The organism is Streptomyces sp. SAI-135 (assembly GCF_029893805.1).
Classification (GTDB): Bacteria; Actinomycetota; Actinomycetes; order Streptomycetales; family Streptomycetaceae; genus Streptomyces.
Genome location: NZ_JARXYP010000002.1, coordinates 1,955,964 through 1,978,067 on the forward strand (window position 1 = coordinate 1,955,964; position 22,104 = coordinate 1,978,067).

Genomic DNA, 22,104 nt, shown 5'->3' on the forward strand with positions numbered 1-22,104 from the left:
GCGTTGTTTCTGCGCCGAATTAGACGGGGGGTGAATTCGCTTGGTTGTGCTCCCGGCGATGGCGGTGGGGTGAATTCGGCGCTATCCGGAAGCGAACGAAAAGTGCCGCTCCACCCCACCGCCCACCGGCTACTTCTGCCTGATCCTCAGGAAGGTGACCGAGTTCGCCGGGAAGGTGTACGAGAACTTCCCCGCGACCCCGTCGAAGGTGGACGTCACCGGGGCGACCGTGGTCGAGGTCTCGCTGTTCACGGCGTCCTGGGCGGCCGCCAGGGTGGTCACCCGGGCCCTGGACGCCACCTTGGCGCCGCCGAGGTCGACGGCCGTGCGGGCCGCCGCGTTCTGGGCGTTGACGACCTTGACGATCAGGTCACCGGTCTTCTGGTCCCGGGTGACGACCTGACGGAACGGCTCGGCCGGCTTGTCGTCGGTGAAGCTGCCCCACTCCTGTCCGTCGAGGTAGAGGGTCACGTGACGGCCGCGCACCTTGACGTCGATGTCGTAGGCGCGGCCGGTCTCGACCGAGCCGGCCTTGGAGATCAGCGTCGACTTGCCGCCGTCCACGGCCTGTTCGACGGCGGTCTGGGTGTTGTTCCAGCCGCCGATGTTCCACCAGTAGTAGTTGCCGGTGTCCTTGACCCCGAAGGCGACGAGGAAGCCCTCCTTGCCGGCCTTCTTGGTGGCCTTCACCTTCAGGTCGTAGTCGTGCCAGGACGGGTCGCCGGCCGAGACCATGGTGTTCTCGGCGTTCACGTCCGTCTGCACGTACTGCCCGTCCTGGACGCTCCAGCTGCCGCCACCGGTGTGCGTCCACTGCGCGGCACCGGAGGAGAAGTCGTCGGTGAGCAGCGCCCGGCCGTCGGCATCCGTGACCTGCACGTCGTCGTACGCCGCCGTCGTCGCCCACGTCGACAGGCCCACGGCGCCGGTGATCGGGGCGAGCAGCGAGGGCGTGCCGGTGGCCGTGGAGGGCACCACGCAGTCGCCGACGTTGTTCATGAACAGCTTCTGCACCTCGTAGTTGGCGGAGTTCCAGGAGGCGTGGTTGTTGAACCAGATCAGGTCCGGCCGCCACTGGACGTAGTCCTCGTTGGCGAACAGCGGGGCGTAGGAAGCGAGTTCGACGACGTCGGCGTTGCGCTCCAGGCCGGTCATGAACGCGGCCTCGGTGAGGGCGTTCTTGAAGGTGTTGCCCTGGGAGGCGTACTCGCCGAGGAAGACCTTCGGGCCGGTGCGGTCGTAGGAGTCGTAGCGGTCGTTGTTCTGGAGGAACCACTGGGGGCTGTTGTAGTAGTGCTCGTCGACCATGTCGACCTTGGCGTCCTTGTTGAGCTGCCAGGCCGTGTCGAAGGTCGTACCGGAGTCGTCCGGGCCGGAGTTGGAGATCACCTGGATGTCCGGGTACTTCGCCGCGATGGCGGCGCGGAACTCCTTGAACCGGGCGAAGAACTCGTGCGGCAGGTTCTCCTCGTTGCCGACCTCGATGTGGGTGAGACGGAAGGGCTTGGGGTGGCCCATCTTCGCCCGCACCTTGCCCCACCGGGAGCTCGCCGGGCCGTTGGCGAACTCGATGAGGTCGAGGGTGTCCTGGATGTGCCGCTTGAGCAGGGCCTCGTCGACGACGGCCTTGTTCTGGCCGCAGCCGGTCACCAGGGCGGGGACGACGGGGAGCGGCATGGCGCCGATGTCCTCGGCGAGGCGGAAGTACTCGTAGTAGCCGAGGCCGTAACTCTGGTTGTAGCCCCAGAAGTTGGCGTTGGTGGCACGCTCCTCGACCGGGCCGATGGTGTCCTTCCACTGGTAGGACCGCTTGCGCTGGAAGCCGGAGGCCTCGCTGTAGTCCTCCATCGAGCCCGTGTTGACCAGGCAGCCGCCGGGGAAGCGCACGAAGCCGGGGTGCAGGGCGGCGATCTTCTCGGCGAGGTCCTTGCGCAGTCCGTTGGGTTCACCCCGGTAGGTGTCGCGTGGGAAGAGGGACACCATGTCGAGGGCGGCCGCGGCGGAGGAGGCCACGGTGAGACGGCCGGCGGAGCTGGTGCGGCCGGCGGTGAGGGTGAGCTTGTACCGGGCCCAGCCGCTCTTGGTGACGGCCACCTGGCGGGCGGCGGCGAGCGGGCCGTCGGCGTCCTGAAGGGAGACGGTGAGGGCGGTGCCGGCGTCCGCGCGGGCCCACACCGAGAAGTCGTACTTCTTGCCCGCCTCGACGTGGACGCCGGTGTTGTATCCGGCGTTCGTGACGGACGAACCGGCGCCCAGGGAGAGGTAGTTGCGGTTGCGGGCGTTGAGCCGTCCGGCGTCGTTCACGACCCGGGCCGTGCCGGCGACCGTCCAGGAGGTCAGCGGGGTGTACGAACCGTTGTCGTCGGCGGAGTACTCGAAGGACCGGTTCTGCACGAGCTCGGCGTACAGACCGCCGTCGGCGGCGCGGTTGATGTCCTCGAAGAAGACGCCGTACATCGTGTCGTCGATCTTCGCGCCCCGGGCGGACGGGTCGACGGTGATCGCGTAGTCGGTGACGTCCTCGGCATGGGCGGGGGCGGGGATCAGACCGGAGGCCACCAGAAGGGCGGTGGCGCCGAGACCGAGTCTCCAGCGGGTGCGTGACATGGATGCTCCGCGGCTCTCTGTCGAAGGTGACGTTCTAAATATCGAACGGTGATCAGCACTTCGAACGGCAAGATAGGGAGGGTGATCCGGAGCGTCAACGGGTCACGCGGTTTCGAAAGTGTCGGAAGGCAGGGGCTGATGGGCGGGTTCTGGCCAGTGGCGGATGCGCTGGAGTACCTGGCGGGGAGCTGGCGGACCGAGCGAACCGTGCGGGATCTGGCGAGCGGGGACGAAGGGCGGTTCTCCGGTACGACTGCTTTCGGCCGACTGGAGAGTGGCGGGCTGCTGTCCCAGGAGTCGGGCATGTTCGTCTGGCAGGGCGTCCCGCGCCCCGCCGAGCGCACCCTCCGGTTCCTTCCCGGCGCGACTTCGGGGACGGCGGACGTGCGCTTCGCCGACGGCCGCCCCTTCCACGACCTCGACCTCACCTCCGGCCGGCACGTCGCCGACCACCCCTGCGCGGCCGACCTCTACCGCGGCGAGTTCACGATCCTGGACGCGGACCACTGGCGCACGGTGTGGCGGGTGGGCGGCCCGGCGAAGGACCTGGTCCTGACGACCGACTACGCGCGCGAGCGGAAGGACGGCCGCGCAGTGCGGCCGACCGCCCCCTGACCGGCCTCCCGGGGAGCACAGGTGCCCGGCAGGGGGCGCACATCCGCTGACACGAGAACCGGCAACTCGCCGCGCGAGACAGACTCCACTGCCGCCGGCACAACGGCACTTCCCGAACGGCCCGCTACGCCCGCGCAGCCCGGGTCGGCGTCCCGTCGAAGCGCAGGTTCCAGCGGCCCGCCCGGCCGGTCACCGTGACGGCGGACAGGGGGCGTACGTCGAGGTTCCAGTAGGTGGACGGCGGGGCCTTCAGGGCGTACACCAGCGCGGCACGGACCACCGACGGTTCCGCGACCGCGACGACACGGCCGCCGTCCTCGAAGGGGCGGGTGTCGAGCCAGCCGCCGACCCGGGTGATGAAGTCGAGCAGGGACTCGCCGCCGTGCGGGGCCGCCCGCGGGTCGGCGAGCCAGGCGTCCACGGATTCCGGTTCGCGGGCCATCGCCTCGCCGAGGGTCAGCCCGCGCCAGCGCCCCATGTCGCAGTCCCGCAGGGCCAGCTGGACCAGCGGGGAGTACCCGAGCGCGTCGCCGGTGGCACGGCTGCGGGGCGCGGGTGAGCAGTACCGCAGCTCGGCCGCCGCGAGCGGCAGCAGGTCGGGCGCCACGGCCAGCACCTGGTCCCAGCCGGCCTGGTCGAGAGGACGGTCGTCCTCGAACCGTTCGGCGAGCAGCGAGGAACTGCGCGCGGCGGCGACGAACGTGACCCGAAGTTGCATGCGGCGATCGTGAGCCGTGAAAGTGTGCAGGTCAAGAGGCGTTACCGGGGAGTTACCGAGGGTGCCTCGGGGCTTACTCGCCGAAGACCAGCGCCATCCAGTGATCGGGCTTGGCGAGCGGCGCGAACCCGAGCTTCCCGTACACCCCGTGGGCGTCGTGGGTGGCGAGCAGGATCCGCCTGAGGCCGTAGGGCCGCAGGTGCTCGCGCACGGCCCCGACCAGCGCCGTCCCGATGCCCTCGCCCCGCACCGACCGGTCCACGTACACGTCGCACAGCCAGGCGAACGTGGCCAGGTCGGTGACCACCCGGGCATACGCCACCTGCTCTCCCGATTCCGCCGCGTACACCCCGAAGTTGAGCGATCCGGCGATCGCCCGGTCCTGCTTCTCACGCGGCCGCCCGATCGCCCAGTACGCGTCCGTCGACAGCCAGCGGTGCACCCGCCCGGCGTCGATGCGGTCGGGGTCGGCGGAGATCTCGTAGCCCTGGGCGAGGGGCGGGGTGTCGGTCATGCCGGGAGGTTTCCAGGCCGCGAGCACCGGCGTCGAACGGTTTTCCGCCAAGGACAGTGTCAGTGCCGGGTGCGATGCTGCGGGACATGACGGGGACGAGCACCGCCGCGGACTACGCGTGGCTGAAGGAGCGGTACCGGTTCCTGATGGAGGCGTACTGCGTGACGCTGGTCCGGGACATCGCGCCCGAAGGGCTGCTCGGGGAGCTGGGGGCCGAGGGGCACGGGCGGGTCGTCGGGGTGGACGGGCTGAGCGGGCCGGCGTACGAACTCTCCGGCCCCTCCAGGATGTTCGTCGGCGCCGCGGCCGTGGACGACTGGACCCTCATGGTGGAGTTCAACGGCTGCCTCGGCGTCACCGACCAGGCCATGCTGCCCCTCTCCCGCGGTCGCCGCATCGTCTCCCACTTCCTGAATGTCAACGCGGTGGACCGCTTCTGCTGGTACCAGGACGGTGATCTGCGCCTGGACTTCCAGCCCCTGTTCGCCGACGAGCGGTACGGCAGCCGTCCCGACGAGCTCCTCACGGAGATGCGGGAGTCGGGCTTCGACCTCTCCGAGCGCGACGAGGACGGCGACCACGACGCCTACTACGCCACCCTGACCGGCGCCTGTTTCGCCCTCGCCCACCGTCTGACCGGCATACGGCCGACACCGGAGCTGTTCGCCACCGCCGCGTTCCTGTGCGGGACCGTGCCGCGCGGCTAGAGCACCTCCTCACAGGCCGTACGGAGCCGCCGTACACCCTCGTGGATCTCCTGAGGCCCCGCCACCGCCGCGAAGCTCAACCGCAGGTGCCCCGCCGGGGGTTCCGCGCTGAAGTACGGGCGGCCCGGGGTGATCGCGACACCCGCGCGCAGGGCCGCCGCGGTCAGGGCGGTCTCGTCCGTGCCGTCGGGGAGGCGGAGCCAGAGGTGGTAGCCGCCCGACGGGACGTGCGGGAGGGCGAGTTCGGGAAGGGTGAGGCGAAGGGCCGTGGTCATCGTGTCCCGGCGCGCCTTCAACTCCACCGAGATCGTGCGCAGATGGCGGGGCCAGGCCGGTGAGCCGACGAGTTCCAGGGCGGCCTCCTGGAGGGGCCGGGGGACGAAGAAGGTGTCGACGATCTGGATCGCGCGCAGCCGCTCCAGCACCGGGCCGCGTGCCGCGAGCGCGCTCACCCGGAAGCTGGGCGAGGTCGCCTTGGTCAGCGAACTGACATGGACGACCACTCCGTCGGGGTCGTCGGCGGCCAGCGGACGCGGCAGCGGCCCGGCGTCCTCGTGCACGAGGCGTCGTACGAAGTCGTCCTCGACGACGAACGCACCGGCCTCGCGGGCGATCCGCAGCACCTCGCCCCGGCGTCCGGGGGCCAGCACCGCGCCGGTCGGGTTCTGGAACAGCGGCTGGCAGACGAACACCCGGGCGCCGGTCGCCCGGAACGCGTCGGCGAGCAGGGCGGGCCGCACACCCTCCGCGTCCACGGGCACGGGGACCGGACGAAGGCCCGCCGAGCGCGCGATCGCCAGCATGCCGGGATAGGTGGGCGACTCGACGAGCACGGGCGCGCCGGGCGGGGCCAGGGCGCGCAGCGCGGTCGTGAGCGCCGACTGTCCGCCCGCGGTGATCAGCACCTCCGCGGCCGTGACCGCGCCGCCGATGTTCCGCGCGAACCACTCGCGCAGTTCCGGCAGGCCCTCCGTCGGCGGCCGCCCCCACGCCCCGGGGCGGCGGCCCGCACGGGCGAGGGCCGCGGACATCGCGCGCTCCGGCTGGAGGACGGGGTGCAGATAGCCGCCGTTGAATTCGACCACCCCGGGCGGCGGAGCGGCCAGCGAGACCAGGACGCCGGACGCGTCCACCGAGCGCGGTACGAGGTCGGCGGCGCCGTCGGCGCTCAGCGCGACCTCCTGCCAGGAGGTGTCCCCGGCCGGGGCCCCGGCGGAGCGCGCCTGGGCACGGAAGGCACCGGCACCGGGGCGGGTGATCACCAGCCCCTCGGCGGCGAGCTGGGCGAGGGCGCGGGAGACGGTCACCGGGCTGACCCGGAACCGGTCGACGAGGGCCCGGCTCGACGGGAGCTTTCCACCCGGAGAGTAGCGGTCGAGCTCTCTCCTCAGCTGTTCCGCCAGTTCGGTCACGCTGCTACGCTCTTGCATGAGAGCACAGAGTAGCGCTACCGCACCGACCGGGATAGCGGTTCCGGCCCCGGCGAAGACCTTCGGCACCGTGCAGGCCGCCCTCGGCGTCGCCGCCTTCTCCCTCACCTTCCCCGCCACCGCGTGGGGTCTGGAGGGCTTCGGGCCCTGGTCCCTGGTCGCCGTGCGCAGCGTCCTCGCGGCCCTCGTCGCGGGCGGCTGTCTCCTCGCGCTGCGTGTGCCGATGCCGAGCCGCCGGGACCGGCCCGGGCTCGCGGTCGTGGCCGCCGGGGTCGTGGTCGGCTTCCCGCTGCTCACCACGCTCGCCCTGCGGACGTCGACCACCGCGCACGCCGCCGTCGTGGTCGGCCTGCTCCCCCTGACGACCGCGCTGCTGTCGGCCCTGCGCATGGGCACCCGCCCCTCGCGCACCTTCTGGACGGCTGCCCTCGCGGGCGCCGCCGCGGTGGTCGCCTTCACCGTGCAGCAGAGCGGCGGTGCCCTGACCACCGCCGACCTGTATCTCTTCGCCGCGCTGCTGGTGTGCGCGGCGGGTTACACCGAGGGCGGCCGGCTGGCCCGGACCATGCCCGGCTGGCAGGTCATCGGCTGGGCGCTGGTGCTGTGCCTGCCGGTCAGTGTGCCCGCGGCGGCGCTCGCGCTGTCGTACGAGCCCGTGCATCTCACCGCGCACAGCGTCGCCGGGCTGGTGTGGGTCGCGGTCGGCTCGCAGTTCGTCGGCCTGGTCGTCTGGTACCGCGGCATGGCGGCGATCGGGATTCCCAAGGCCAGCCAGTTGCAGTTGGCTCAGCCCCTGCTCACACTGGTGTGGTCGGTGCTGCTGCTCGGCGAGCACCTGACGGTGGCCGCCCCGCTGACGGCCGCGGCGGTGCTCGTGTGCATCGCCGTCACGCAGCGGGCGCGGGGCTGACCGGCGTGCACGCGCAGGTCGCAACCAGGCCCCCGCGCCGTAGAATCGGGGCCACGGACCGCTGCTCCCGCACTTGGTGAGGAGGCCCCAGACGATGCGTGCAACCGTGGGCGACCAGCTTGTCCAGCACGGCAGGGTGGTCGGACAGCAGGACAAGGTCGGCGAGATCGTCGAGGTGATGGGTCAGGAGGGCAACCCCCCGTACCGCGTCCGCTTCGAGGACGGGCACGAGGGCGTGTGCTCACCCGGCCCCGACACCGAGATCAGGCACCGGTTCGAGCAGCTGGGCCGGTGATCCGGCGCGAGGGCGCCGCCGGCTTCCGGTAGTGGTCGGCGACCACCCGCGCCATCGCCCCGACGGGGTCGGAGGCGACCTCCTTCGCGGCGAAGAAGACGTGTCCGCGCGCCTGTTCGTACTCGCGCGCAAGCGTGAGATGGCGGGAGAGCTCCGCGGGATCCTGCCAGGCCGCGGGCTGCGCCGGGTCGCCCGCCTTGTAGAGCGCCTCGCCGAGGTACAGCCTGGTCCTGCTGCCCCGCGCCTGTCGCGCCCACCAGGCCACGAGTTCGGCGTAGTCGGCCGCCGCGAAGCCGATGTGCCAGTACAGCTGCGGCACGAGGTAGTCGATCCAGCCCTCGCGCAGCCACTTGCGGGTGTCCGCGAAGTTGTCGTCGTACGACTGCACACCCGCGCGCGTGTCCGAGCCGAGCGGATCGGTGGCCGCGTTGCGCCACACCCCGAAGGGGCTGATGCCGAACTGTGCGCTGGGCCTGACCCGCTTGATGCGGGCCGCGGTCTCCAGGACCAGCCGGTCGATGTTGTCGCGCCGCCAGTCGGCCCGCCGGGAGAAGGCGCCGCCGTACGCGTCGTAGGCCGCGTCGTCGTCGAAGGTCTGGCCGACCACCGGGTACGGGTAGAAGTAGTCGTCGAAGTGGACCGCGTCCAGCGGGTACCGGTGCACCGCGTCGAAGATCGCGTCCTGGACGAAGGCGCGGACCTCGGGCAGTCCGGGGTTGTAGTAGAGCTTCCCGCCGTACGGCACCACCCAGTCCGGGTGCTGTCGGGCGGGGTGGGAGGCGACGAGCCTGGCCGGATCCGCGTGGCCCGCGATCCGGTAAGGGTTGAACCAGGCGTGCAGTTGCAGTCCCCGCCGGTGCGCCTCGGTGACGGCGGTGCCGAGCGGGTCCCAGCCCGGGTCCCTGCCCTGCGTCCCGGTGAGGTACTGCGACCAGGGCTCGTACGGCGAGGGCCACAGGGCGTCGGCGGTGGGCCGTACCTGGAACATCACCGCGTTCAGGCGGTCCGCCGCCGCCCGGTCGAGGTGGGCGATCAGCTCCGCGCGCTGCTGTGCGGCGCTCAGCCCCGGCTTCGAGGGCCAGTCCCGGTTGGACACGGTGGCGAGCCACACGCCCCGCATCTCGGTCGCCGCCCGCCGCCTCGGACGGCCCGGCGCGGCGGCCGCTCCCGAGGCCGTCGTCAGGGTGGACAGCGCGGCCAGCGCGAAGGCCCGGCGCGACAGACGTCCCATGTGCACACTCCCCCTACACCACGGATCCGCTCGGTCACGGATCGTCTCCGCGCCCCAGAATGCACGAACGAGGGCGGCCCCAGACGATCGATCATCGATACTTGGGAGTAACGTGCTCGAACGGAGCAGGATCCGGCCACCGCCGGACTGCCACCAGGTGAAGACCAGCGAAAGGGACGAAGTGACGGACTTCCCCGCGGGAGACATCGCGCGCGTCGGAGTGGTGGGCTGCGGCCAGATGGGGGCGGGCATCGCCGAGGTGTGCGCCCGCGCCGGTCTGGACGTGAAGGTCGCCGAGACCACCGGCGAGGCCCTGGAGATCGGCCGCACCCGGCTGTTCAACTCCCTGACCAAGGCCGCCGAACGCGGCAAGATCACGGCGGACGAGCTGGCGGCCACCCAGGCCCGGCTCTCCTTCACCACCGACCTCGGCGAGTTCGCGGACCGCGACCTCGTCATCGAGGCCGTCGTGGAGAACGAGCAGGTGAAGACGGAGATCTTCCAGGTCCTCGACCAGGTGGTGACCCGCCCGGACGCGATCCTGGCGTCCAACACCTCCTCGATCCCGCTGGTGAAGCTGGCGGTCGCCACCTCGCGTCCCGACCAGGTCGTCGGCATCCACTTCTTCAACCCGGCCCCGGTACAGAAGCTCGTCGAGCTGATCCCGGCGCTCACCACCTCCGAGGGCACCCTGGCCCGCGCCCAGCAGTTCGCCGAGAAGCTGCTCGGCAAGCACGCGATCCGCGCCCAGGACCGCTCCGGCTTCGTGGTCAACGCGCTGCTGATCCCGTATCTCCTGTCCGCGATCCGGATGTTCGAGTCGGGCATCGCGAGCCGCGAGGACATCGACAACGGCATGGAGCTCGGCTGCGCCCACCCGATGGGCCCGCTGAAGCTGTCCGACCTGATCGGCCTGGACACCGTCGCCTCGGTCGCCTTCTCCATGTACGAGGAGTACAAGGAGCCGCTGTACGCCGCTCCGCCGCTGCTCCAGCGCATGGTCGACGCGGGCCGGCTGGGCCGCAAGACCGGCTCGGGGTTCTACACCTACGGCTGACCCGCACCCTGTCCGTTCCAGGGTGCCGGTGACACAGTGCTACGACCGCGGGCCCGGCACTTCTCGGAGTGCCGGGCCCGCGTCATTCACACACCGTGTGCGCGCCGGGCCCGCATATGCCTGTCGCACACTCTCCCCACGCGCCCACCAGGCGAGTTGACTCTTCATGCGCATGCAAGGGATGTGACGACTACGGAAAGGAGCGGACCCGTGACCGCCGACCCGGAGCATCCCGTGGTCCATGGAGAACTCGCAGAGTTACGGCGCCGCCTCGATGTCGCGTACGCACGCGTCGAGGGAGGCCTCGCTCTGCTCCATCACCGTACGGAGGAGACGGACAAGGAGATCGACGATCTCAGCGCACGGATCATCGCCCTGGAGCACGCCCGCTGGCCGCTGCCCGCGGTCGCGGCGATCACCGCCGTGGGCGCGCTCGTCGTGGCGATCTGGCAGGCCTTCGGCCACTGAGGCCGCGGGGCACCCGGGTGGGGGATCAGGGCAGGCCCTAGGTGTCCTGACCGAGCCTCAGATGGTGCAACAGGAGTAACGCGGCCGCCATGTTGGCGGCCGGGACCTCCCCACGGGCGACCATGTCGGGAACGAGTTTCAGGGGGACCCATTCCCGGCGGTCGGACTCGAAGTCGTCCACGGGGTGCCCGATGTACTCGCCCGTCTCGGCCCAGTAGATGTGGTGCCGGGCGTCGGTGAGTCCGTTGGAGGGCTCCACGCTCATCAGGTGCTGGAGCGGTCCCGGCCGCCAGCCGGTCTCTTCCTCGAGTTCCCTGGCGGCCGCGACGGCGATGTCCTCGCCGTCCTCGACCACACCCGCGGCGAGCTCCCAGCCCCAGCTGTCGGTGATGAAGCGGTGGCGCCACAGCAGCAGGACCTCGTTGGCCTCGTTCACCACCGTGGCGACGGCGACGGGCCTCAGCCGTATCAGGAAGTGGTCGAGATGCCGGCCGTCCGGCAGTTCGACATCGGCGAGATTGACGCTGAACCAGCGGTTTTCATACACAGTTTGTTCGTTCTGTTTCGTCCACTGCACGGTTCTGCCACCTTCCGTCGAGTAAGTGGCAATATCGCAGCAGGGACTGTGGGGTGTCGGCGTCCGTGTGCCGACCTACAGGGGCACGCGCAGTGCGCCGTCGATCAGTTCGGCTGCCTCGGACGTGCCCGCGCAGCCACTCCGGACCAGGTGTTCGCGCACCGCTCTGAGTCTGTCGCGCAGCCGCTGGGACTCCATCCCCCGCGCCTGTTCCGCCATCTGCACGGCGGTGGCCACCGCCTTGTCGGCGTTGCCCTGGCGCAGCTCGATCGTGCTGAGCATCGCGAGCCGGTGCACCCGGCCGCGGTCGTGGGCCGGGTTGTCGACGGCGGCCGCGGCATGGGCGGCGGCGGCCGCGAGCTCGCCGAGGCTGAGGAGCGCCTCCGCCACCTGGACGTTGACGAGGCCCGGCTGGACATAGCCCGTCTCGTCGGGCTCGTATCCGCGCCGGATGCGTTCGGCGGCCTGCTCGGCCCGCCGGATGCACGACAGCGCGGTCGTGCCGTCGCCGAGGTGGGCGTACGCCTTGGCCTGCATCGCGTACAGGTCGCAGGCGAGCGCCGGAGTGATGTGCTTGCCTGCGGCCCTGAGCGCGGCCTCGGCGAAGGCGACGGCCTGACGGTGTTCCCGCATGAACAGGGACTGGTTGACCAGGAGTGCGATCACATACGCGCCCAGTCCCCGGTCCCCGCTGGCCTTGGCGAGCCTGAGGGCCTGGTGGAAGTAGCGCTGGGCGAGACCGTGGGCGTCGGAGTCGTAGGCGCAGATGCCGGCGACGGCGACCAGCCCTCCGGTGGCCCGGTGCAGTTGGCGGCCCGTCTCGTCGGTGTAGCTGCCGCGCAGCAGCGGGGCCGCCTCGGCGTTGAGGAAGCCCACGATTCTCGTCCGGGTCGCTATGCCACCCGCCTTGCGGTACATCTGCTCGTAGTGGGTGCGGGCCGCGCGCAGCATCTCGATGTCGGCGGGGGTGACCCGGTGCCGGCCACCGCGGGAGACGTCGACGTCCTCGGGCGGGTTCTCCCACTCCCACACCGGCATGACCGCGGGTGTCCCGGTGACCGCGGGGGCGCCCAGGATGTGCGGGCGCTGCTGTTCGTCGGAGCGCCACAGGGCGGTGGCCCGCTCGACGAAGCCGGACAGCGAGGTGCCGTGCGGGGCGGAGGGTTCGCCGGGCACGCCGAGGCCGATGTCGTCGAGGGTGACGGGGCGTTGCAGGCGGCCCGCCAGCACCTCGCAGATCAGGTCGGGCACCTGGCCGCGCGGGCGCTGGCCCTTCAACCAGCGCGCCACGGCGGTGTGTTCGTACCTGAGCGCCAGGCCGCGTGCCCTGCCGGCCTGGTTCACGTGTGCGGCAAGCCCTGCGTGCGAGATCCCGGCTTCGTCGAGGATCGCGTCGAGCAGAGTGTTGGGCTGCATCTGTGCCCCCCGGGTGGCTCGGTGCCGTCAGATTAGTGGGTTCGCTTTCACACGGGGTGTGATCGGAGTGCTCGAATCCGCAGGGTGTGCGCACTGTTGCGGAGAGTTCCCGGCCGGTTGACTGAATTGCCTCGCAAGAGGCCGGCCGGGCCGCCGGCTCCCCCTCGTACAGTGCGGTGGCCTGGCCGTGGGCTTGACCGGGGTTCAGGTGAGGTGCGTTGTCGGCTGCGGGTGGGTGGCGGCTGGTCGCGCAGTTCCCCGCGCCCCTGAACCACGCCCGCGTTGGCGTGTGTTCTGAAGGACCAGTAGGGCGACGTCGTCGGTCGGTGTCGCCCCCGTGTGGTTCAGGAGCGCGGTGAGGACCGCGCCCAGGACCACCTGAGGTGTGCCGTGCACAGCCTCGCGCAGCGCTTCCGGCAGCGAGAAGAACCGGCCATGAGCGTCCCGGGCGTCCTCGGCACCGTCCGTGTGCAGGACCAGGCTCTCCCCCGGCAGGAGATGGCCGCACCGCAGCCCCGCCAAGTCGGCGGGCAGCGGGAACGGGCCCAGCGGTGGCATCGGGTCCGCGCGGGACAGCGGCTCGACCACTGAGCCGCTGAGCAGGTACGGCCACGGGTGACCGCAGTTGAGGGCGCACAGCTCGCCGTCCTGCCCGATCTCCAGCAGCAGTACGGTGACGAACTCCTCGGCGACCGTGCCGTCCCGTTCGGCGCGCTCGCGCAGGTGCCGGGCGAGCGCGCGGTCGAGTCTGCGCAGCACCCCCTGGAGGTCGGGCTCGTCGTGCACGGCCTCACGGAAACTGCCGAGGACCGCGGCGGCGGTGCCGATGGCGGCGAGGCCGTGGCCGCGGACGTCCCCCATGACGACCCGCACTCCGTGTTCGGTGGCGACGGCCTCGTACAGGTCGCCGCCGATGGTGGCACCCCGGTCGGCGGACATCTGGGCCGCGGCGACGGTCAGCCCGTCGATGTGCGGGGGCAACGGCCGCAGCAGCACGCTCTGGGCGGCACCCGCGACCTGGCGGGCCTGCCGCAGCTCGCGCAGCAGGGTGCGCCGCACATGGAGGATCAGTCCGGTGCCCACCGCGAAGAACACGGCACTGGTGACGGCCCGCGCACCCATGCCGTTCTGCTGCGCGAGCGGACAGGTCAGCTTGTAGGTGATCGCGACGGCACCCCACATGGTGGGCAGCCCCATCGAGAGCACACGGCGCAGCGACCCCCGCCGGGGAACCGCAGCCTTGAAGCACATCATGCCGATGGCCCCCCAACTAGGCCCTGCACACGCAATCGGACCGGCCTCGAGAGGCCGGTCCGATTCTGTCGAGCAGATGGCCCAGATGGGCCAGATCACCGGGAGAACTCACCCTATCGAGTGAGGTGACCGGATATGGGGGGTGTGCGGGCGCAGCCCCACACCCCACCAGGGGCGCGGGGAACTGCACGACAAGCCACGACGGAGCCGCAGCCGCCGGACGCCCGAAGCCCCCACGGCGACTAGGCCCTCAGCACTGCCCCGGTCCGCTCCCCCGCAAGGGCAACCGCCGCGTCCCGAGCCGCGGAAGCCTCATCCACGGTCAGAGTCCGATCCCCGGCCCGGAACCGGAGCGCGTACGCCAGCGACTTCTTGCCGTCGCCGAGCTGCTCCTCGTTCTCGTACACGTCGAACAGCCGGATGCCCTCCAGGAGTTCACCCGCGCCCGCCCGCAGCGCGGCCTCGACCTCGGCGTGGGGCACGAACTTGTCGACCACCAGGGCGACGTCCTGCGTGGCCACCGGGAACGTGGAGATGCCGGGCGCCTGCGGAGTGTCGTCGCCGACCGTCTCCAGGACGTCCAGGTCGAGCTCCATCGCGCAGGTCCGCGCGGGCAGCCCGAACGCCTTCACGACCCGCGGGTGCAGCTCACCGGCGTGACCGACGACGGTGTCGCCGACCAGGAGCTCGGCGCACCGGCCCGGGTGCCACGGCCCGTACTGCCCACCGCGGACGACCAGTTCGACCCCGGCCTCGCGAGCGACGACCCGTGCCGCCTCCACCGCGTCCGCCCAGTCGGCCGGACGGCCCTTGCCCCACCAGCCGGCCTGCTCGCGCGCACCGGCGAGCACCACGGCCACATGGCGAGGCTGCTCGGGCAGCGCGGCGTCCAGCTCGGCGATCTCCTCGTCGGTCGGCCGCCGGTCCACCGGCAGCACCGCGGCGGTCCGCTGCTCCTCGCGCGGCAGGAAGACCAGGCCGGTCTCGAACAGCGCCAGGTCGTGCGAGCCCCGGCCGTCGTTGCGCCGCAGCGCGCCGAACAGGCCCGGCAGCAGGGACGTACGGAGCGCGGGCTCCTCGTCGTTGAGCGGGTTGGTGAGCCTGACGACCCGGCGCTTCGGGTCGCCCGCGTCCAGCAGCAGCTGGTCGAAGACCTGCTCACCGACGAAGGGGTAGTTCGGCGCCTCGACGTACCCGGCCCCGGCCAGTGCCCGGCCCGCCCGGCGGTGCAGCCGCTGGCGGTGGGTCAGACCGCGCCCGGCCGGCGGCTTGGGCAGCGTGGAGGGCAGGTTCTCGTAGCCCTCCAGCCGGATGACCTCCTCGGCCAGGTCGTTGATCTCCTGGAGGTCGGGGCGCCAGGACGGCACGGTGACGATGAGCTCGTCCTGCCCGTACACGTCGCAGCCGACTTCCTGAAGACGCCGTACGACCGTCTCGCGGCCGTAGGAGACACCCGCGACCTTGTCGGGGTGGTCCGCCGGCATGCTGATGGTGTGCGGGGCCGACGGGGCGACGACCTCGGTGACACCGGCCTCGGCGGTGCCGCCCGCGAGCAGCACCAGCAGGTCGACCGTGCGCTGGGCGGCAGCGGCGGCGGCCTGCGGGTCGACCCCGCGCTCGAAGCGCCGGGACGCCTCGGAGGACAGCTTGTGGCGACGGGCCGTACGCGCGACGGAGACCGCGTCGAAGTGGGCGGCCTCGATGACGACGTCGGTGGTGCCTTCGCCCTCGGCGTGGTCGGCGATCTCGGTGTTGGCACCGCCCATCACACCGGCGAGGCCGATCGGGCCGCGCTCGTCCGTGATGACCAGGTCCTCGGCGTGCAGCTTGCGCTCGACGCCGTCGAGGGTCTTGATCTGCTCGCCCTCCTCGGCCCGGCGCACCCCGATGGTGCCCTGGACCAGGGAGCGGTCGTAGGCGTGCAGCGGCTGGCCGAGCTCCATCATCACGTAGTTGGTGACGTCGACGGCGAGCGAGATCGGGCGCATGCCGACCTTCTGGAGCCGGCGCTGGAGCCAGAGCGGGGAGCGGGCCTCGGGGCTCAGACCGGTGACGGTGCGCGCGGTGAAGCGGTCGCAGCCGAACGGGTCGGAGACCTGGACCGGGTAGCCGAAGGCGTTCGGGCCCGGCACGTCGAGCAGGGCGGGGTCGCGCAGCGGCAGGCCGTAGGCGATGGCGGCCTCGCGGGCCACACCGCGGATGGACAGGCAGTCGCCGCGGTTGGCGGTGACGGCGATGTCGAGGACCTCGTCGACCAGCTCCAGGAGCTCGATGGCGTCCTTGCCGACCTCGGTCTCCGGAGGCAGCACGATGATGCCGTGGCTGCCGTCGTCGCCCATGCCCAGCTCGTCGCCGGAGCAGATCATGCCGTGGGAGGTCTTGCCGTACGTCTTGCGCGCCGAGATCGAGAAGCCGCCGGGCAGGGTGGCTCCGGGGAGCACGACCACGACCTTGTCGCCGACGGCGAAGTTGCGGGCGCCGCAGACGATCTCCTGGGGCTCCCCGGTGCCGTTGGCCTGGCCGACGTCGACCGTGCAGAAGCGGATGGGCTTCTTGAAGCCCTCCAGCTCCTCGATGGTCAGCACCTGGCCGACGACCAGGGGGCCCTTGAGGTCGGCGCCGAGGTGCTCGACGGTCTCGACCTCGAGCCCTGCGGAAACGAGCTTGGCCTGGACGTCACGGCCGGTTTCGGTCGCCGGCAGGTCGACGTACTCCCGCAGCCAAGAAAGCGGGACCCGCATCAGATCTCCATCCCGAACGGCCGGGTGAACCGGACGTCACCCTCGACCATGTCTCGCATGTCCTCGACGTTGTGGCGGAACATCAGCATCCGCTCGATGCCGAACCCGAAGGCGAAGCCGCTGTACTTCTGCGGGTCGACGCCGCAGGCGGTCAGCACCTTGGGGTTGACCATCCCGCAGCCGCCCAGCTCGATCCAGCCCTCCGAGGAGCAGGTGCGGCAGGGGCGGTCGGGGTTGCCGACGGACTCGCCGCGGCAGACGTAGCACACCATGTCCATCTCGGCGGACGGCTCGGTGAAGGGGAAGAAGTTCGGGCGCAGCCGGGTCTTCATGCCCTCGCCGAACAGCGCCTGGACCATGTGGTCCATGGTGCCCTTGAGGTCGGCCATGGTGAGGCCCTCGTCGACGGCCAGCAGCTCCACCTGGCGGAAGACCGGGGTGTGCGTGGCGTCCAGCTCGTCGGTGCGGTAGACGACACCGGGGCAGATCACGTACACCGGCAGGTCCCGCGAGAGCAGCGAGCGGATCTGCACGGGCGAGGTGTGGGTGCGCAGCACGACACCGGACTCGGTGCCGCCCTGGGGGCCCTCGACGAAGAAGGTGTCCTGCTCGCCGCGGGCTGGGTGGTCCGGGCCGATGTTGAGCGCGTCGAAGTTGAACCACTCGGCCTCGACCTGCGGGCCCTCGGCGACCTCGTAGCCCATGGCCACGAAGACGTCCTCGATGCGCTCGGAGAGCGTGGTGAGCGGGTGGCGGGCGCCGGCCGGCACGCGGTCGTACGGCAGGGTGACGTCCACCGCCTCCTCGACCAGCACGCGCTGGTCGCGCTCGGCCTCCAGTTCGGCCTGCCGGCCGGCGAGGGCCTTGTTCACCGCGCCCCGGGCCTGGCCGACGAGCTTGCCGGCGGCGGCCTTGGCGTGCGGGGGCAGGGCGCCGATCTCGCGGTTGGCGAGGGCCAGCGGGGAGGTGCCCCCGGTGTGGGCGACCTTGGCCTCCTGGAGCGCTTCGAGGGAGTCCGCGGCGGCGAAGGCGGCGAGCGCCTCCTCCCGCATGCGCTCGATCTCTTCCGGTTTCAGGGCCTCGACCTCTACAGGGTCGTACGACTTGTTCGGTGCCGACATCTCTTCCCGTGCTTCCGATTGGCTGGCTGAAGGTCCCCGTCACCGACTCACTCAGAGGTCAGAGGGCCGTCCATGGGACACATGGGTGCCAAAGGCCGAGTCTAACGGGGTGGGGATGTACGGATGCGCCCGCGGGCACTCAGCTCAGATAGGCCGGAGCGCTCACGGGCAACGTAAATCGGAACTCGGCGCCGCCCTGGGGGCCGCGGCCGACCGTGATGGTGCCGCCGTGGGCTTCGACGATGCCCTTGACGATGTAGAGCCCGAGGCCGGTGCCACCGCGCTTGCTGCCCCGCCAGAAGCGGGTGAAGACGCGGTTCATGGACTCCTCCGGGATGCCGGGACCCTCGTCGCTCACCGTGACCGACGTGCCGGTGTCCTCCCCTTCGCGGGGGGACGCCGTGGGCGTGATGTCAATGGTGACGGTTCCCTCGCCGTGCCGCACCGCATTTTCGAGCAGGTTGCTGAGCACCTGGTCGATCTTGTCGGGGTCGGCCCAGAGCGCCGGGAGCGGCTGTTCGAGCCGGAGCAGGAAGCGGTCGGCGGCGAGTCCCGCGGCGACGTAGGCCTGGATGTGGCGTCCGACGGCGGCACCGATGTCGACGGGCTGGCGCCTGACCTCAAGGCGCCCGGAGTCGATGCGTGAGATGTCCAGCAGCTCGGCGATGAGCCGGGTGACCCGGTCGGCGTCCGCGTCGACGGTCTCCAGCATCAGCCGCTTCTGGTCGTCGGTGAACCTCTCCCACTTGGCGAGGAGGGTCGCGGTGAAGCCCTTGACGGAGGTGAGCGGGGAGCGCAGCTCGTGGGCGACGGTGGCGATCAGCTCGGCGTGGCTGCGCTCGGTGCGGCGGCGGGCCTCGGTGTCCCGGAGGGTGACGACGACCCGGTGGACGGGTCCGGTGGGCTCGGTGCGCACGTACTGCGCGGCCACCAGGACCTCACGGCCGCCCGGCAGCAGCAGGTTCCGCTCCGGCTGCCGCCTGCGGATCGCCAGACCGCCGTACGGGTCGGTCAGCTGCCACCAGCGCCGCCCCTCCAGGTCCTCCAACGGGAGGGCCTTCTCCAGGCGCTGTCCGAGGGCCTCCTCGGCGGGCAGGGCGGTGATCCGGGCCGCGGCGGCGTTGAAGCGGATCACGCGGCCCTGTGCGTCCGCGACGACGAGGCCGTCGGGCAGCTGGTCAGGGTCGAGGCCGAGCTCGGCGGGACCACCGGCGCAGGCCTCGGACACGCCCTGCGTGCTCCTCGTGCCGACACTCATCCCCGTACCCCACCTCTCAGGCGTCTGAGGGGCCCCGAGCTGGTCACCCTACTGGTTCTCGGTGACGGAGCGGCACCCTCCGAAGGCGCGCTGTGCACGGGCCGACGCATAGAGACATACGGCGGCGGCGGTGGCGAGGTTCAGGCTCTCGGCCTTCCCGTGGATCGGGACGCGCACCACGGCGTCCGCGAGTGCGCGGGTCTCCTCCGGGAGCCCCCACGCCTCGTTGCCGAACACCCAGGCGGTCGGGCCGCCCATGGTGCCCTTGTCGAGCTCGTCGTCCAGGTCGTCGGTACCGCCCCCGTCGGCGGCGAGGATGCGCACCCCCGCCCGCTTGAGCCCCGCGACGGCCTCTTCCACGGGCACACCGACGGCGACGGGCAGGTGGAACAGGGAGCCGACCGAGGCGCGTACGGCCTTGGGGTTGTAGAGGTCGACGGACGCGTCGGTCAGGACGACGGCCTCGGCACCGGCGGCGTCGGCGCAGCGCAGGACGGTGCCGGCGTTGCCGGGGTCCCGCACGTTGGCGAGCACGGCGACGAGCTTCGGCCGGGCGGCGAGGATCTCCTCGAAGGGGGTGTCCAGGAACCGGCAGACCCCGACGAGCCCCTGCGGGGTGACGGTCGTCGAGATGTCGGCGACGACGTCCTCGGAGGCGAGGTGCAGCCGGGCGCCCACGGCGCGCGCGTCCTCGATGATGTCGGCGTACCGCTCCGCCGCCTCCACGGTGGCGAACAGTTCCACCAGCCCGTGCCCCGCGGCCTCCCGCACGGCCTGCGGCCCCTCGGCCAGGAACAGTCGCTCCTTGCCCCGGAAGTTCCGCCGGGCGAGCCGCCGGGCGGCCGCGACGCGGGCGGAACGGGGGGAGATCAGCTCGGGGGCAGCACTCATCGGACTCACTTTCACCATCTGTTCAACGCAACGGACCCGCAGGCAATAACCCACGGGTCCGCTCAGTCACGTCGGCCTAGGCCCGGTGCGGCGTCAGGCCGCCTTGGGGGCGTTGACGTCGGCCGGCAGGGCCTTCTGCGCCACCTCGACCAGCGCGGCGAACGCGGTGGCGTCGTTGACGGCCAGCTCGGCCAGGATCTTGCGGTCGACCTCGATGTTCGCGGCCTTCAGACCCTGGATGAAGCGGTTGTACGTGATGCCGTTGGCGCGGGCAGCGGCGTTGATGCGCTGGATCCACAGCTGGCGGAAGTCACCCTTGCGCTTCTTGCGGTCGTTGTAGTTGTAGACCAGCGAGTGGGTGACCTGCTCCTTGGCCTTGCGGTACAGGCGCGAACGCTGACCGCGGTAGCCGGAGGCCGCCTCGAGGATCGCCCGGCGCTTCTTGTGGGCGTTGACTGCCCGCTTGACGCGTGCCACTTTTTAACTCCTTGTAGCGGGGCCGTGGTTGGACTCACACGGCCCGGTATCGATGGGGTCCCGGTCCAGACGTACGGCGCTCAGGCGGAGCGCCGCGTACGTCACTTGCCGAGAAGCTTCTTGATCTTCGCGGCGTCGCCCGGGGCCATCTCGGCGTTGCCGGTGAGGCGACGCGTCACACGGGACGACTTGTGCTCGAGCAGGTGGCGCTTGCCGGCGCGCTCGCGGAGCACCTTGCCGGAGCCGGTGATCTTGAAGCGCTTGCTGGCACCGCTGTGCGACTTGTTCTTCGGCATAGCGCCGTTCTCTCCTCGTCGGTGGCGCTCCGGTGCCCGGTCCTGAAACCGGGCACTGTGAGCGTCGCTCTTGTATCGGTTGTGTCCTGGGGACTCGCGTCCCCGGGGGTCACGCCTCGGCGGAAGCCTCTGCCGGGGCCTCGGCCTCGGACTCGGTCCCGGCCTCGTCGGACTCCGCGGCGTTCTGCGACTTGCCGGGGTTGGCCTTCGCGTCTGCCTTGCGGGCTTCCTGCGCCTGGCGGGCCTCGGCCATCGCCTCGGTCTTCTTCTTGTGCGGACCGAGAACCATGATCATGTTTCGGCCGTCCTGCTTCGGATTCGACTCCACGAAGCCGAGGTCCTGGACGTCCTCCGCGAGACGCTGCAGCAGTCGGTAGCCGAGTTCCGGCCGGGACTGCTCGCGACCACGGAACATGATCGTGATCTTGACCTTGTCGCCCTGCTTGAGGAACCGGACGACGTGACCCTTCTTGGTGTCATAGTCGTGCGGGTCGATCTTCGGCCGGAGCTTCATCTCCTTGATGACCGTGTGCGCCTGGTTCTTGCGCGCCTCACGGGCCTTCATGGCCGACTCGTACTTGAACTTCCCGTAGTCCATGAGCTTGCACACGGGCGGACGGGCGTTCGCCGCGACCTCGACCAGGTCCAGGTCGTACTCCTGCGCAAGCTCCAGTGCCTTGGCCAGCGGGACGATGCCCACCTGCTCGCCACTGGGACCGACAAGTCGCACCTCGGGAACGCGAATCCGGTCGTTGATGCGGGGCTCGGCGCTGATGGATCCTCCTCGGTTAGCACCACACGGCGGTCTGGCGGACAGCCGCGTATGTCTTTTCGTTAAGACCTAACCGCGCCGAAGCACAAAAAATGCCCCGGACGATCACAGACGGGGCTCCAAACACTGCCGGAGCACCGCCGCGATGACGCGGGGCGCGCTTTCGGGCGACTCCATCGTCCGTACGGAACGATGGTGGCCGCCTGACCGGGGTGACCCGCCGTCCCAGGGGGCGGTCGGGTGGGAGATCGGAGCCTCCACTTGTGGGCCGGTCACAATGTCACACATGCGTGTCCGGCCGGTCGTCACACAAGGTTAGCAGCATCGAGGGGGTGGTGCGAACCGGCGGGCACCGGGCCCTATCGTGTGGGGCATGAGTGACACCCCTCCCCCGTCCGCCGGCGCCCCCGGCTCGCCCGACTTCGACGAGATGACCCGCGACATCGCCGAGGTCCCCGCCGTCGAGGTGATCGTGACGGTCGCGGTCAACCTGATGAGCGCCGCCGCCGTGAAGCTCGGTCTGACCGAGGAGGGGGACAAGTACAAGGACCTGGACGAGGCCCGCAAGCTGATCCACGCCCTCGCCGGTCTGCTCGACGGGAGCGCGACGGAGATCAGCTCCTTCCACGCGGCCCCGCTCCGGGACGGCCTGAAGTCCCTCCAGCTGGCCTTCCGCGAGGCGTCCCTGGTCCCGGACGAGCCGGGCCAGGGCCCCGGTGAGAAGTACACCGGGCCGGTCTACGGCTAGT

General features: G+C 71.1%; 22 protein-coding genes. 7 read left to right on the forward strand and 15 right to left on the reverse strand.

The features are described from left to right. Positions 1-129: 129 nt before the first annotated feature. Positions 130-2,607 carry an alpha-L-arabinofuranosidase C-terminal domain-containing protein gene (locus tag M2163_RS13290; protein WP_280852579.1) on the reverse strand — a complete coding sequence of 826 codons (2,478 nt, stop codon included), beginning with the start codon at positions 2,605-2,607 and terminating at the stop codon, positions 130-132. 138 nt (positions 2,608-2,745) lie between these two features. On the opposite strand from M2163_RS13290, the gene M2163_RS13295 reads away from it, so the two are divergent. Then, positions 2,746-3,222, forward strand: coding sequence for a DUF6314 family protein (locus tag M2163_RS13295; RefSeq protein ID WP_280852578.1), 477 nt, complete (start codon positions 2,746-2,748; stop codon positions 3,220-3,222). A 124-nt stretch (positions 3,223-3,346) separates the two neighbouring features. On the opposite strand, the gene M2163_RS13300 is transcribed toward M2163_RS13295, so the two are convergent. Both M2163_RS13300 and M2163_RS13305 read right to left on the reverse strand, forming a co-directional pair. Further along, on the reverse strand, positions 3,347-3,940 hold the full coding sequence (locus tag M2163_RS13300; RefSeq protein ID WP_280852577.1) for a histidine phosphatase family protein: 594 nt from the start codon (positions 3,938-3,940) through the stop codon (positions 3,347-3,349). A 73-nt stretch (positions 3,941-4,013) separates the two neighbouring features. Further along, positions 4,014-4,454, reverse strand: a complete 441-nt coding sequence (locus tag M2163_RS13305; protein WP_280852576.1) for a GNAT family N-acetyltransferase — start codon at positions 4,452-4,454, stop codon at positions 4,014-4,016. A gap of 86 nt (positions 4,455-4,540) precedes the next feature. On the opposite strand from M2163_RS13305, the gene M2163_RS13310 reads away from it, so the two are divergent. Further along, positions 4,541-5,161, forward strand: a complete 621-nt coding sequence (locus M2163_RS13310; RefSeq protein WP_280852575.1) for a DUF6461 domain-containing protein — start codon at positions 4,541-4,543, stop codon at positions 5,159-5,161. Here M2163_RS13310 and M2163_RS13315 read toward each other — a convergent pair. Next, entirely contained in the window at positions 5,158-6,591 is a 1,434-nt protein-coding gene (locus M2163_RS13315; protein WP_280852574.1) for a PLP-dependent aminotransferase family protein, read from the reverse strand. The two genes, M2163_RS13310 and M2163_RS13315, sit on opposite strands and share 4 nt — an antisense overlap. Between M2163_RS13315 and M2163_RS13320 the strand changes: the two genes are divergently transcribed. Next, positions 6,590-7,501: a DMT family transporter gene (locus M2163_RS13320; RefSeq protein WP_280852573.1), complete on the forward strand. Its 912-nt coding sequence runs from the start codon at positions 6,590-6,592 to the stop codon at positions 7,499-7,501. The genes M2163_RS13315 and M2163_RS13320 overlap by 2 nt on opposite strands. 94 nt (positions 7,502-7,595) lie before the next feature. Further along, positions 7,596-7,796 carry a DUF1918 domain-containing protein gene (locus tag M2163_RS13325; RefSeq protein ID WP_280852572.1) on the forward strand — a complete coding sequence of 67 codons (201 nt, stop codon included), beginning with the start codon at positions 7,596-7,598 and terminating at the stop codon, positions 7,794-7,796. Here M2163_RS13325 and M2163_RS13330 read toward each other — a convergent pair. Next, on the reverse strand, positions 7,765-9,027 hold the full coding sequence (locus tag M2163_RS13330) for a family 10 glycosylhydrolase (protein WP_280852571.1): 1,263 nt from the start codon (positions 9,025-9,027) through the stop codon (positions 7,765-7,767). The two genes, M2163_RS13325 and M2163_RS13330, sit on opposite strands and share 32 nt — an antisense overlap. Before the next feature lie 157 nt (positions 9,028-9,184). Here M2163_RS13330 and M2163_RS13335 point away from each other — a divergent pair, with 157 nt between their 5' ends. Both M2163_RS13335 and M2163_RS13340 read left to right on the forward strand, forming a co-directional pair. After that, the gene (locus M2163_RS13335; protein ID WP_280852570.1) at positions 9,185-10,084 is read left to right on the forward strand and encodes a 3-hydroxybutyryl-CoA dehydrogenase; all 900 of its coding nucleotides are present in this window, start codon (positions 9,185-9,187) and stop codon (positions 10,082-10,084) included. A gap of 210 nt (positions 10,085-10,294) precedes the next feature. Continuing rightward, positions 10,295-10,552: a hypothetical protein gene (locus M2163_RS13340; protein ID WP_053848919.1), complete on the forward strand. Its 258-nt coding sequence runs from the start codon at positions 10,295-10,297 to the stop codon at positions 10,550-10,552. Positions 10,553-10,589: 37 nt separating this feature from the next. Here M2163_RS13340 and M2163_RS13345 read toward each other — a convergent pair whose 3' ends face one another. The 10 genes from M2163_RS13345 to infC form a co-directional block, all read right to left on the reverse strand. Then, complete coding sequence (locus tag M2163_RS13345; protein WP_280852569.1) at positions 10,590-11,129, reverse strand: NUDIX hydrolase; 540 nt, start codon at positions 11,127-11,129, stop codon at positions 10,590-10,592. A gap of 75 nt (positions 11,130-11,204) precedes the next feature. Beyond that, the gene (locus M2163_RS13350; RefSeq protein ID WP_053848917.1) at positions 11,205-12,545 is read right to left on the reverse strand and encodes a hypothetical protein; all 1,341 of its coding nucleotides are present in this window, start codon (positions 12,543-12,545) and stop codon (positions 11,205-11,207) included. A 204-nt stretch (positions 12,546-12,749) separates the two neighbouring features. Then, positions 12,750-13,796, reverse strand: a complete 1,047-nt coding sequence (locus M2163_RS13355) for a PP2C family protein-serine/threonine phosphatase (protein ID WP_280854248.1) — start codon at positions 13,794-13,796, stop codon at positions 12,750-12,752. A gap of 245 nt (positions 13,797-14,041) precedes the next feature. Then, complete coding sequence (gene pheT / locus M2163_RS13360) at positions 14,042-16,540, reverse strand: phenylalanine--tRNA ligase subunit beta (RefSeq protein WP_280894053.1); 2,499 nt, start codon at positions 16,538-16,540, stop codon at positions 14,042-14,044. Next, positions 16,540-17,661 carry a phenylalanine--tRNA ligase subunit alpha gene (gene pheS, locus M2163_RS13365; RefSeq protein ID WP_125191436.1) on the reverse strand — a complete coding sequence of 374 codons (1,122 nt, stop codon included), beginning with the start codon at positions 17,659-17,661 and terminating at the stop codon, positions 16,540-16,542. Before pheS ends, pheT begins: the two co-directional genes overlap by 1 nt. A 139-nt stretch (positions 17,662-17,800) precedes the next feature. Continuing rightward, positions 17,801-18,919, reverse strand: a complete 1,119-nt coding sequence (locus M2163_RS13370) for an ATP-binding protein (protein WP_280894054.1) — start codon at positions 18,917-18,919, stop codon at positions 17,801-17,803. Positions 18,920-18,967: 48 nt separating this feature from the next. Next, on the reverse strand, positions 18,968-19,810 hold the full coding sequence (locus M2163_RS13375) for an RNA methyltransferase (RefSeq protein ID WP_280894055.1): 843 nt from the start codon (positions 19,808-19,810) through the stop codon (positions 18,968-18,970). A 93-nt stretch (positions 19,811-19,903) separates the two neighbouring features. Next, a complete protein-coding gene (gene rplT, locus M2163_RS13380; RefSeq protein WP_007380809.1) occupies positions 19,904-20,287 on the reverse strand; it encodes a 50S ribosomal protein L20 in 384 nt (127 codons plus the stop codon). A 101-nt stretch (positions 20,288-20,388) separates the two neighbouring features. After that, entirely contained in the window at positions 20,389-20,583 is a 195-nt protein-coding gene (gene rpmI / locus M2163_RS13385; RefSeq protein WP_003977225.1) for a 50S ribosomal protein L35, read from the reverse strand. A gap of 109 nt (positions 20,584-20,692) precedes the next feature. Continuing rightward, positions 20,693-21,358, reverse strand: a complete 666-nt coding sequence (gene infC / locus M2163_RS13390) for a translation initiation factor IF-3 (RefSeq protein ID WP_280854247.1) — start codon at positions 21,356-21,358, stop codon at positions 20,693-20,695. Between the two features lie 370 nt (positions 21,359-21,728). Between infC and M2163_RS13395 the strand changes: the two genes are divergently transcribed. Then, positions 21,729-22,103, forward strand: a complete 375-nt coding sequence (locus M2163_RS13395; protein WP_280852565.1) for a DUF1844 domain-containing protein — start codon at positions 21,729-21,731, stop codon at positions 22,101-22,103. Position 22,104: the final 1 nt, after the last annotated feature.

Coding starts and splice junctions, on each gene's coding strand:
- M2163_RS13290 (WP_280852579.1), bottom strand. CDS start 2,607: ATGTCACGCACCCGCTGGAGACTCGGTCTCGGCGCCACCGCCCTTCTG.
- M2163_RS13295 (WP_280852578.1), top strand. CDS start 2,746: ATGGGCGGGTTCTGGCCAGTGGCGGATGCGCTGGAGTACCTGGCGGGG.
- M2163_RS13300 (WP_280852577.1), bottom strand. CDS start 3,940: ATGCAACTTCGGGTCACGTTCGTCGCCGCCGCGCGCAGTTCCTCGCTG.
- M2163_RS13305 (WP_280852576.1), bottom strand. CDS start 4,454: ATGACCGACACCCCGCCCCTCGCCCAGGGCTACGAGATCTCCGCCGAC.
- M2163_RS13310 (WP_280852575.1), top strand. CDS start 4,541: ATGACGGGGACGAGCACCGCCGCGGACTACGCGTGGCTGAAGGAGCGG.
- M2163_RS13320 (WP_280852573.1), top strand. CDS start 6,590: ATGAGAGCACAGAGTAGCGCTACCGCACCGACCGGGATAGCGGTTCCG.
- M2163_RS13315 (WP_280852574.1), bottom strand. CDS start 6,591: ATGCAAGAGCGTAGCAGCGTGACCGAACTGGCGGAACAGCTGAGGAGA.
- M2163_RS13325 (WP_280852572.1), top strand. CDS start 7,596: ATGCGTGCAACCGTGGGCGACCAGCTTGTCCAGCACGGCAGGGTGGTC.
- M2163_RS13330 (WP_280852571.1), bottom strand. CDS start 9,027: ATGGGACGTCTGTCGCGCCGGGCCTTCGCGCTGGCCGCGCTGTCCACC.
- M2163_RS13350 (WP_053848917.1), bottom strand. CDS start 12,545: ATGCAGCCCAACACTCTGCTCGACGCGATCCTCGACGAAGCCGGGATC.
- M2163_RS13355 (WP_280854248.1), bottom strand. CDS start 13,796: ATGTGCTTCAAGGCTGCGGTTCCCCGGCGGGGGTCGCTGCGCCGTGTG.
- pheT (WP_280894053.1), bottom strand. CDS start 16,540: ATGCGGGTCCCGCTTTCTTGGCTGCGGGAGTACGTCGACCTGCCGGCG.
- pheS (WP_125191436.1), bottom strand. CDS start 17,661: ATGTCGGCACCGAACAAGTCGTACGACCCTGTAGAGGTCGAGGCCCTG.
- M2163_RS13370 (WP_280894054.1), bottom strand. CDS start 18,919: ATGAGTGTCGGCACGAGGAGCACGCAGGGCGTGTCCGAGGCCTGCGCC.
- M2163_RS13375 (WP_280894055.1), bottom strand. CDS start 19,810: ATGAGTGCTGCCCCCGAGCTGATCTCCCCCCGTTCCGCCCGCGTCGCG.
- rpmI (WP_003977225.1), bottom strand. CDS start 20,583: ATGCCGAAGAACAAGTCGCACAGCGGTGCCAGCAAGCGCTTCAAGATC.
- M2163_RS13395 (WP_280852565.1), top strand. CDS start 21,729: ATGAGTGACACCCCTCCCCCGTCCGCCGGCGCCCCCGGCTCGCCCGAC.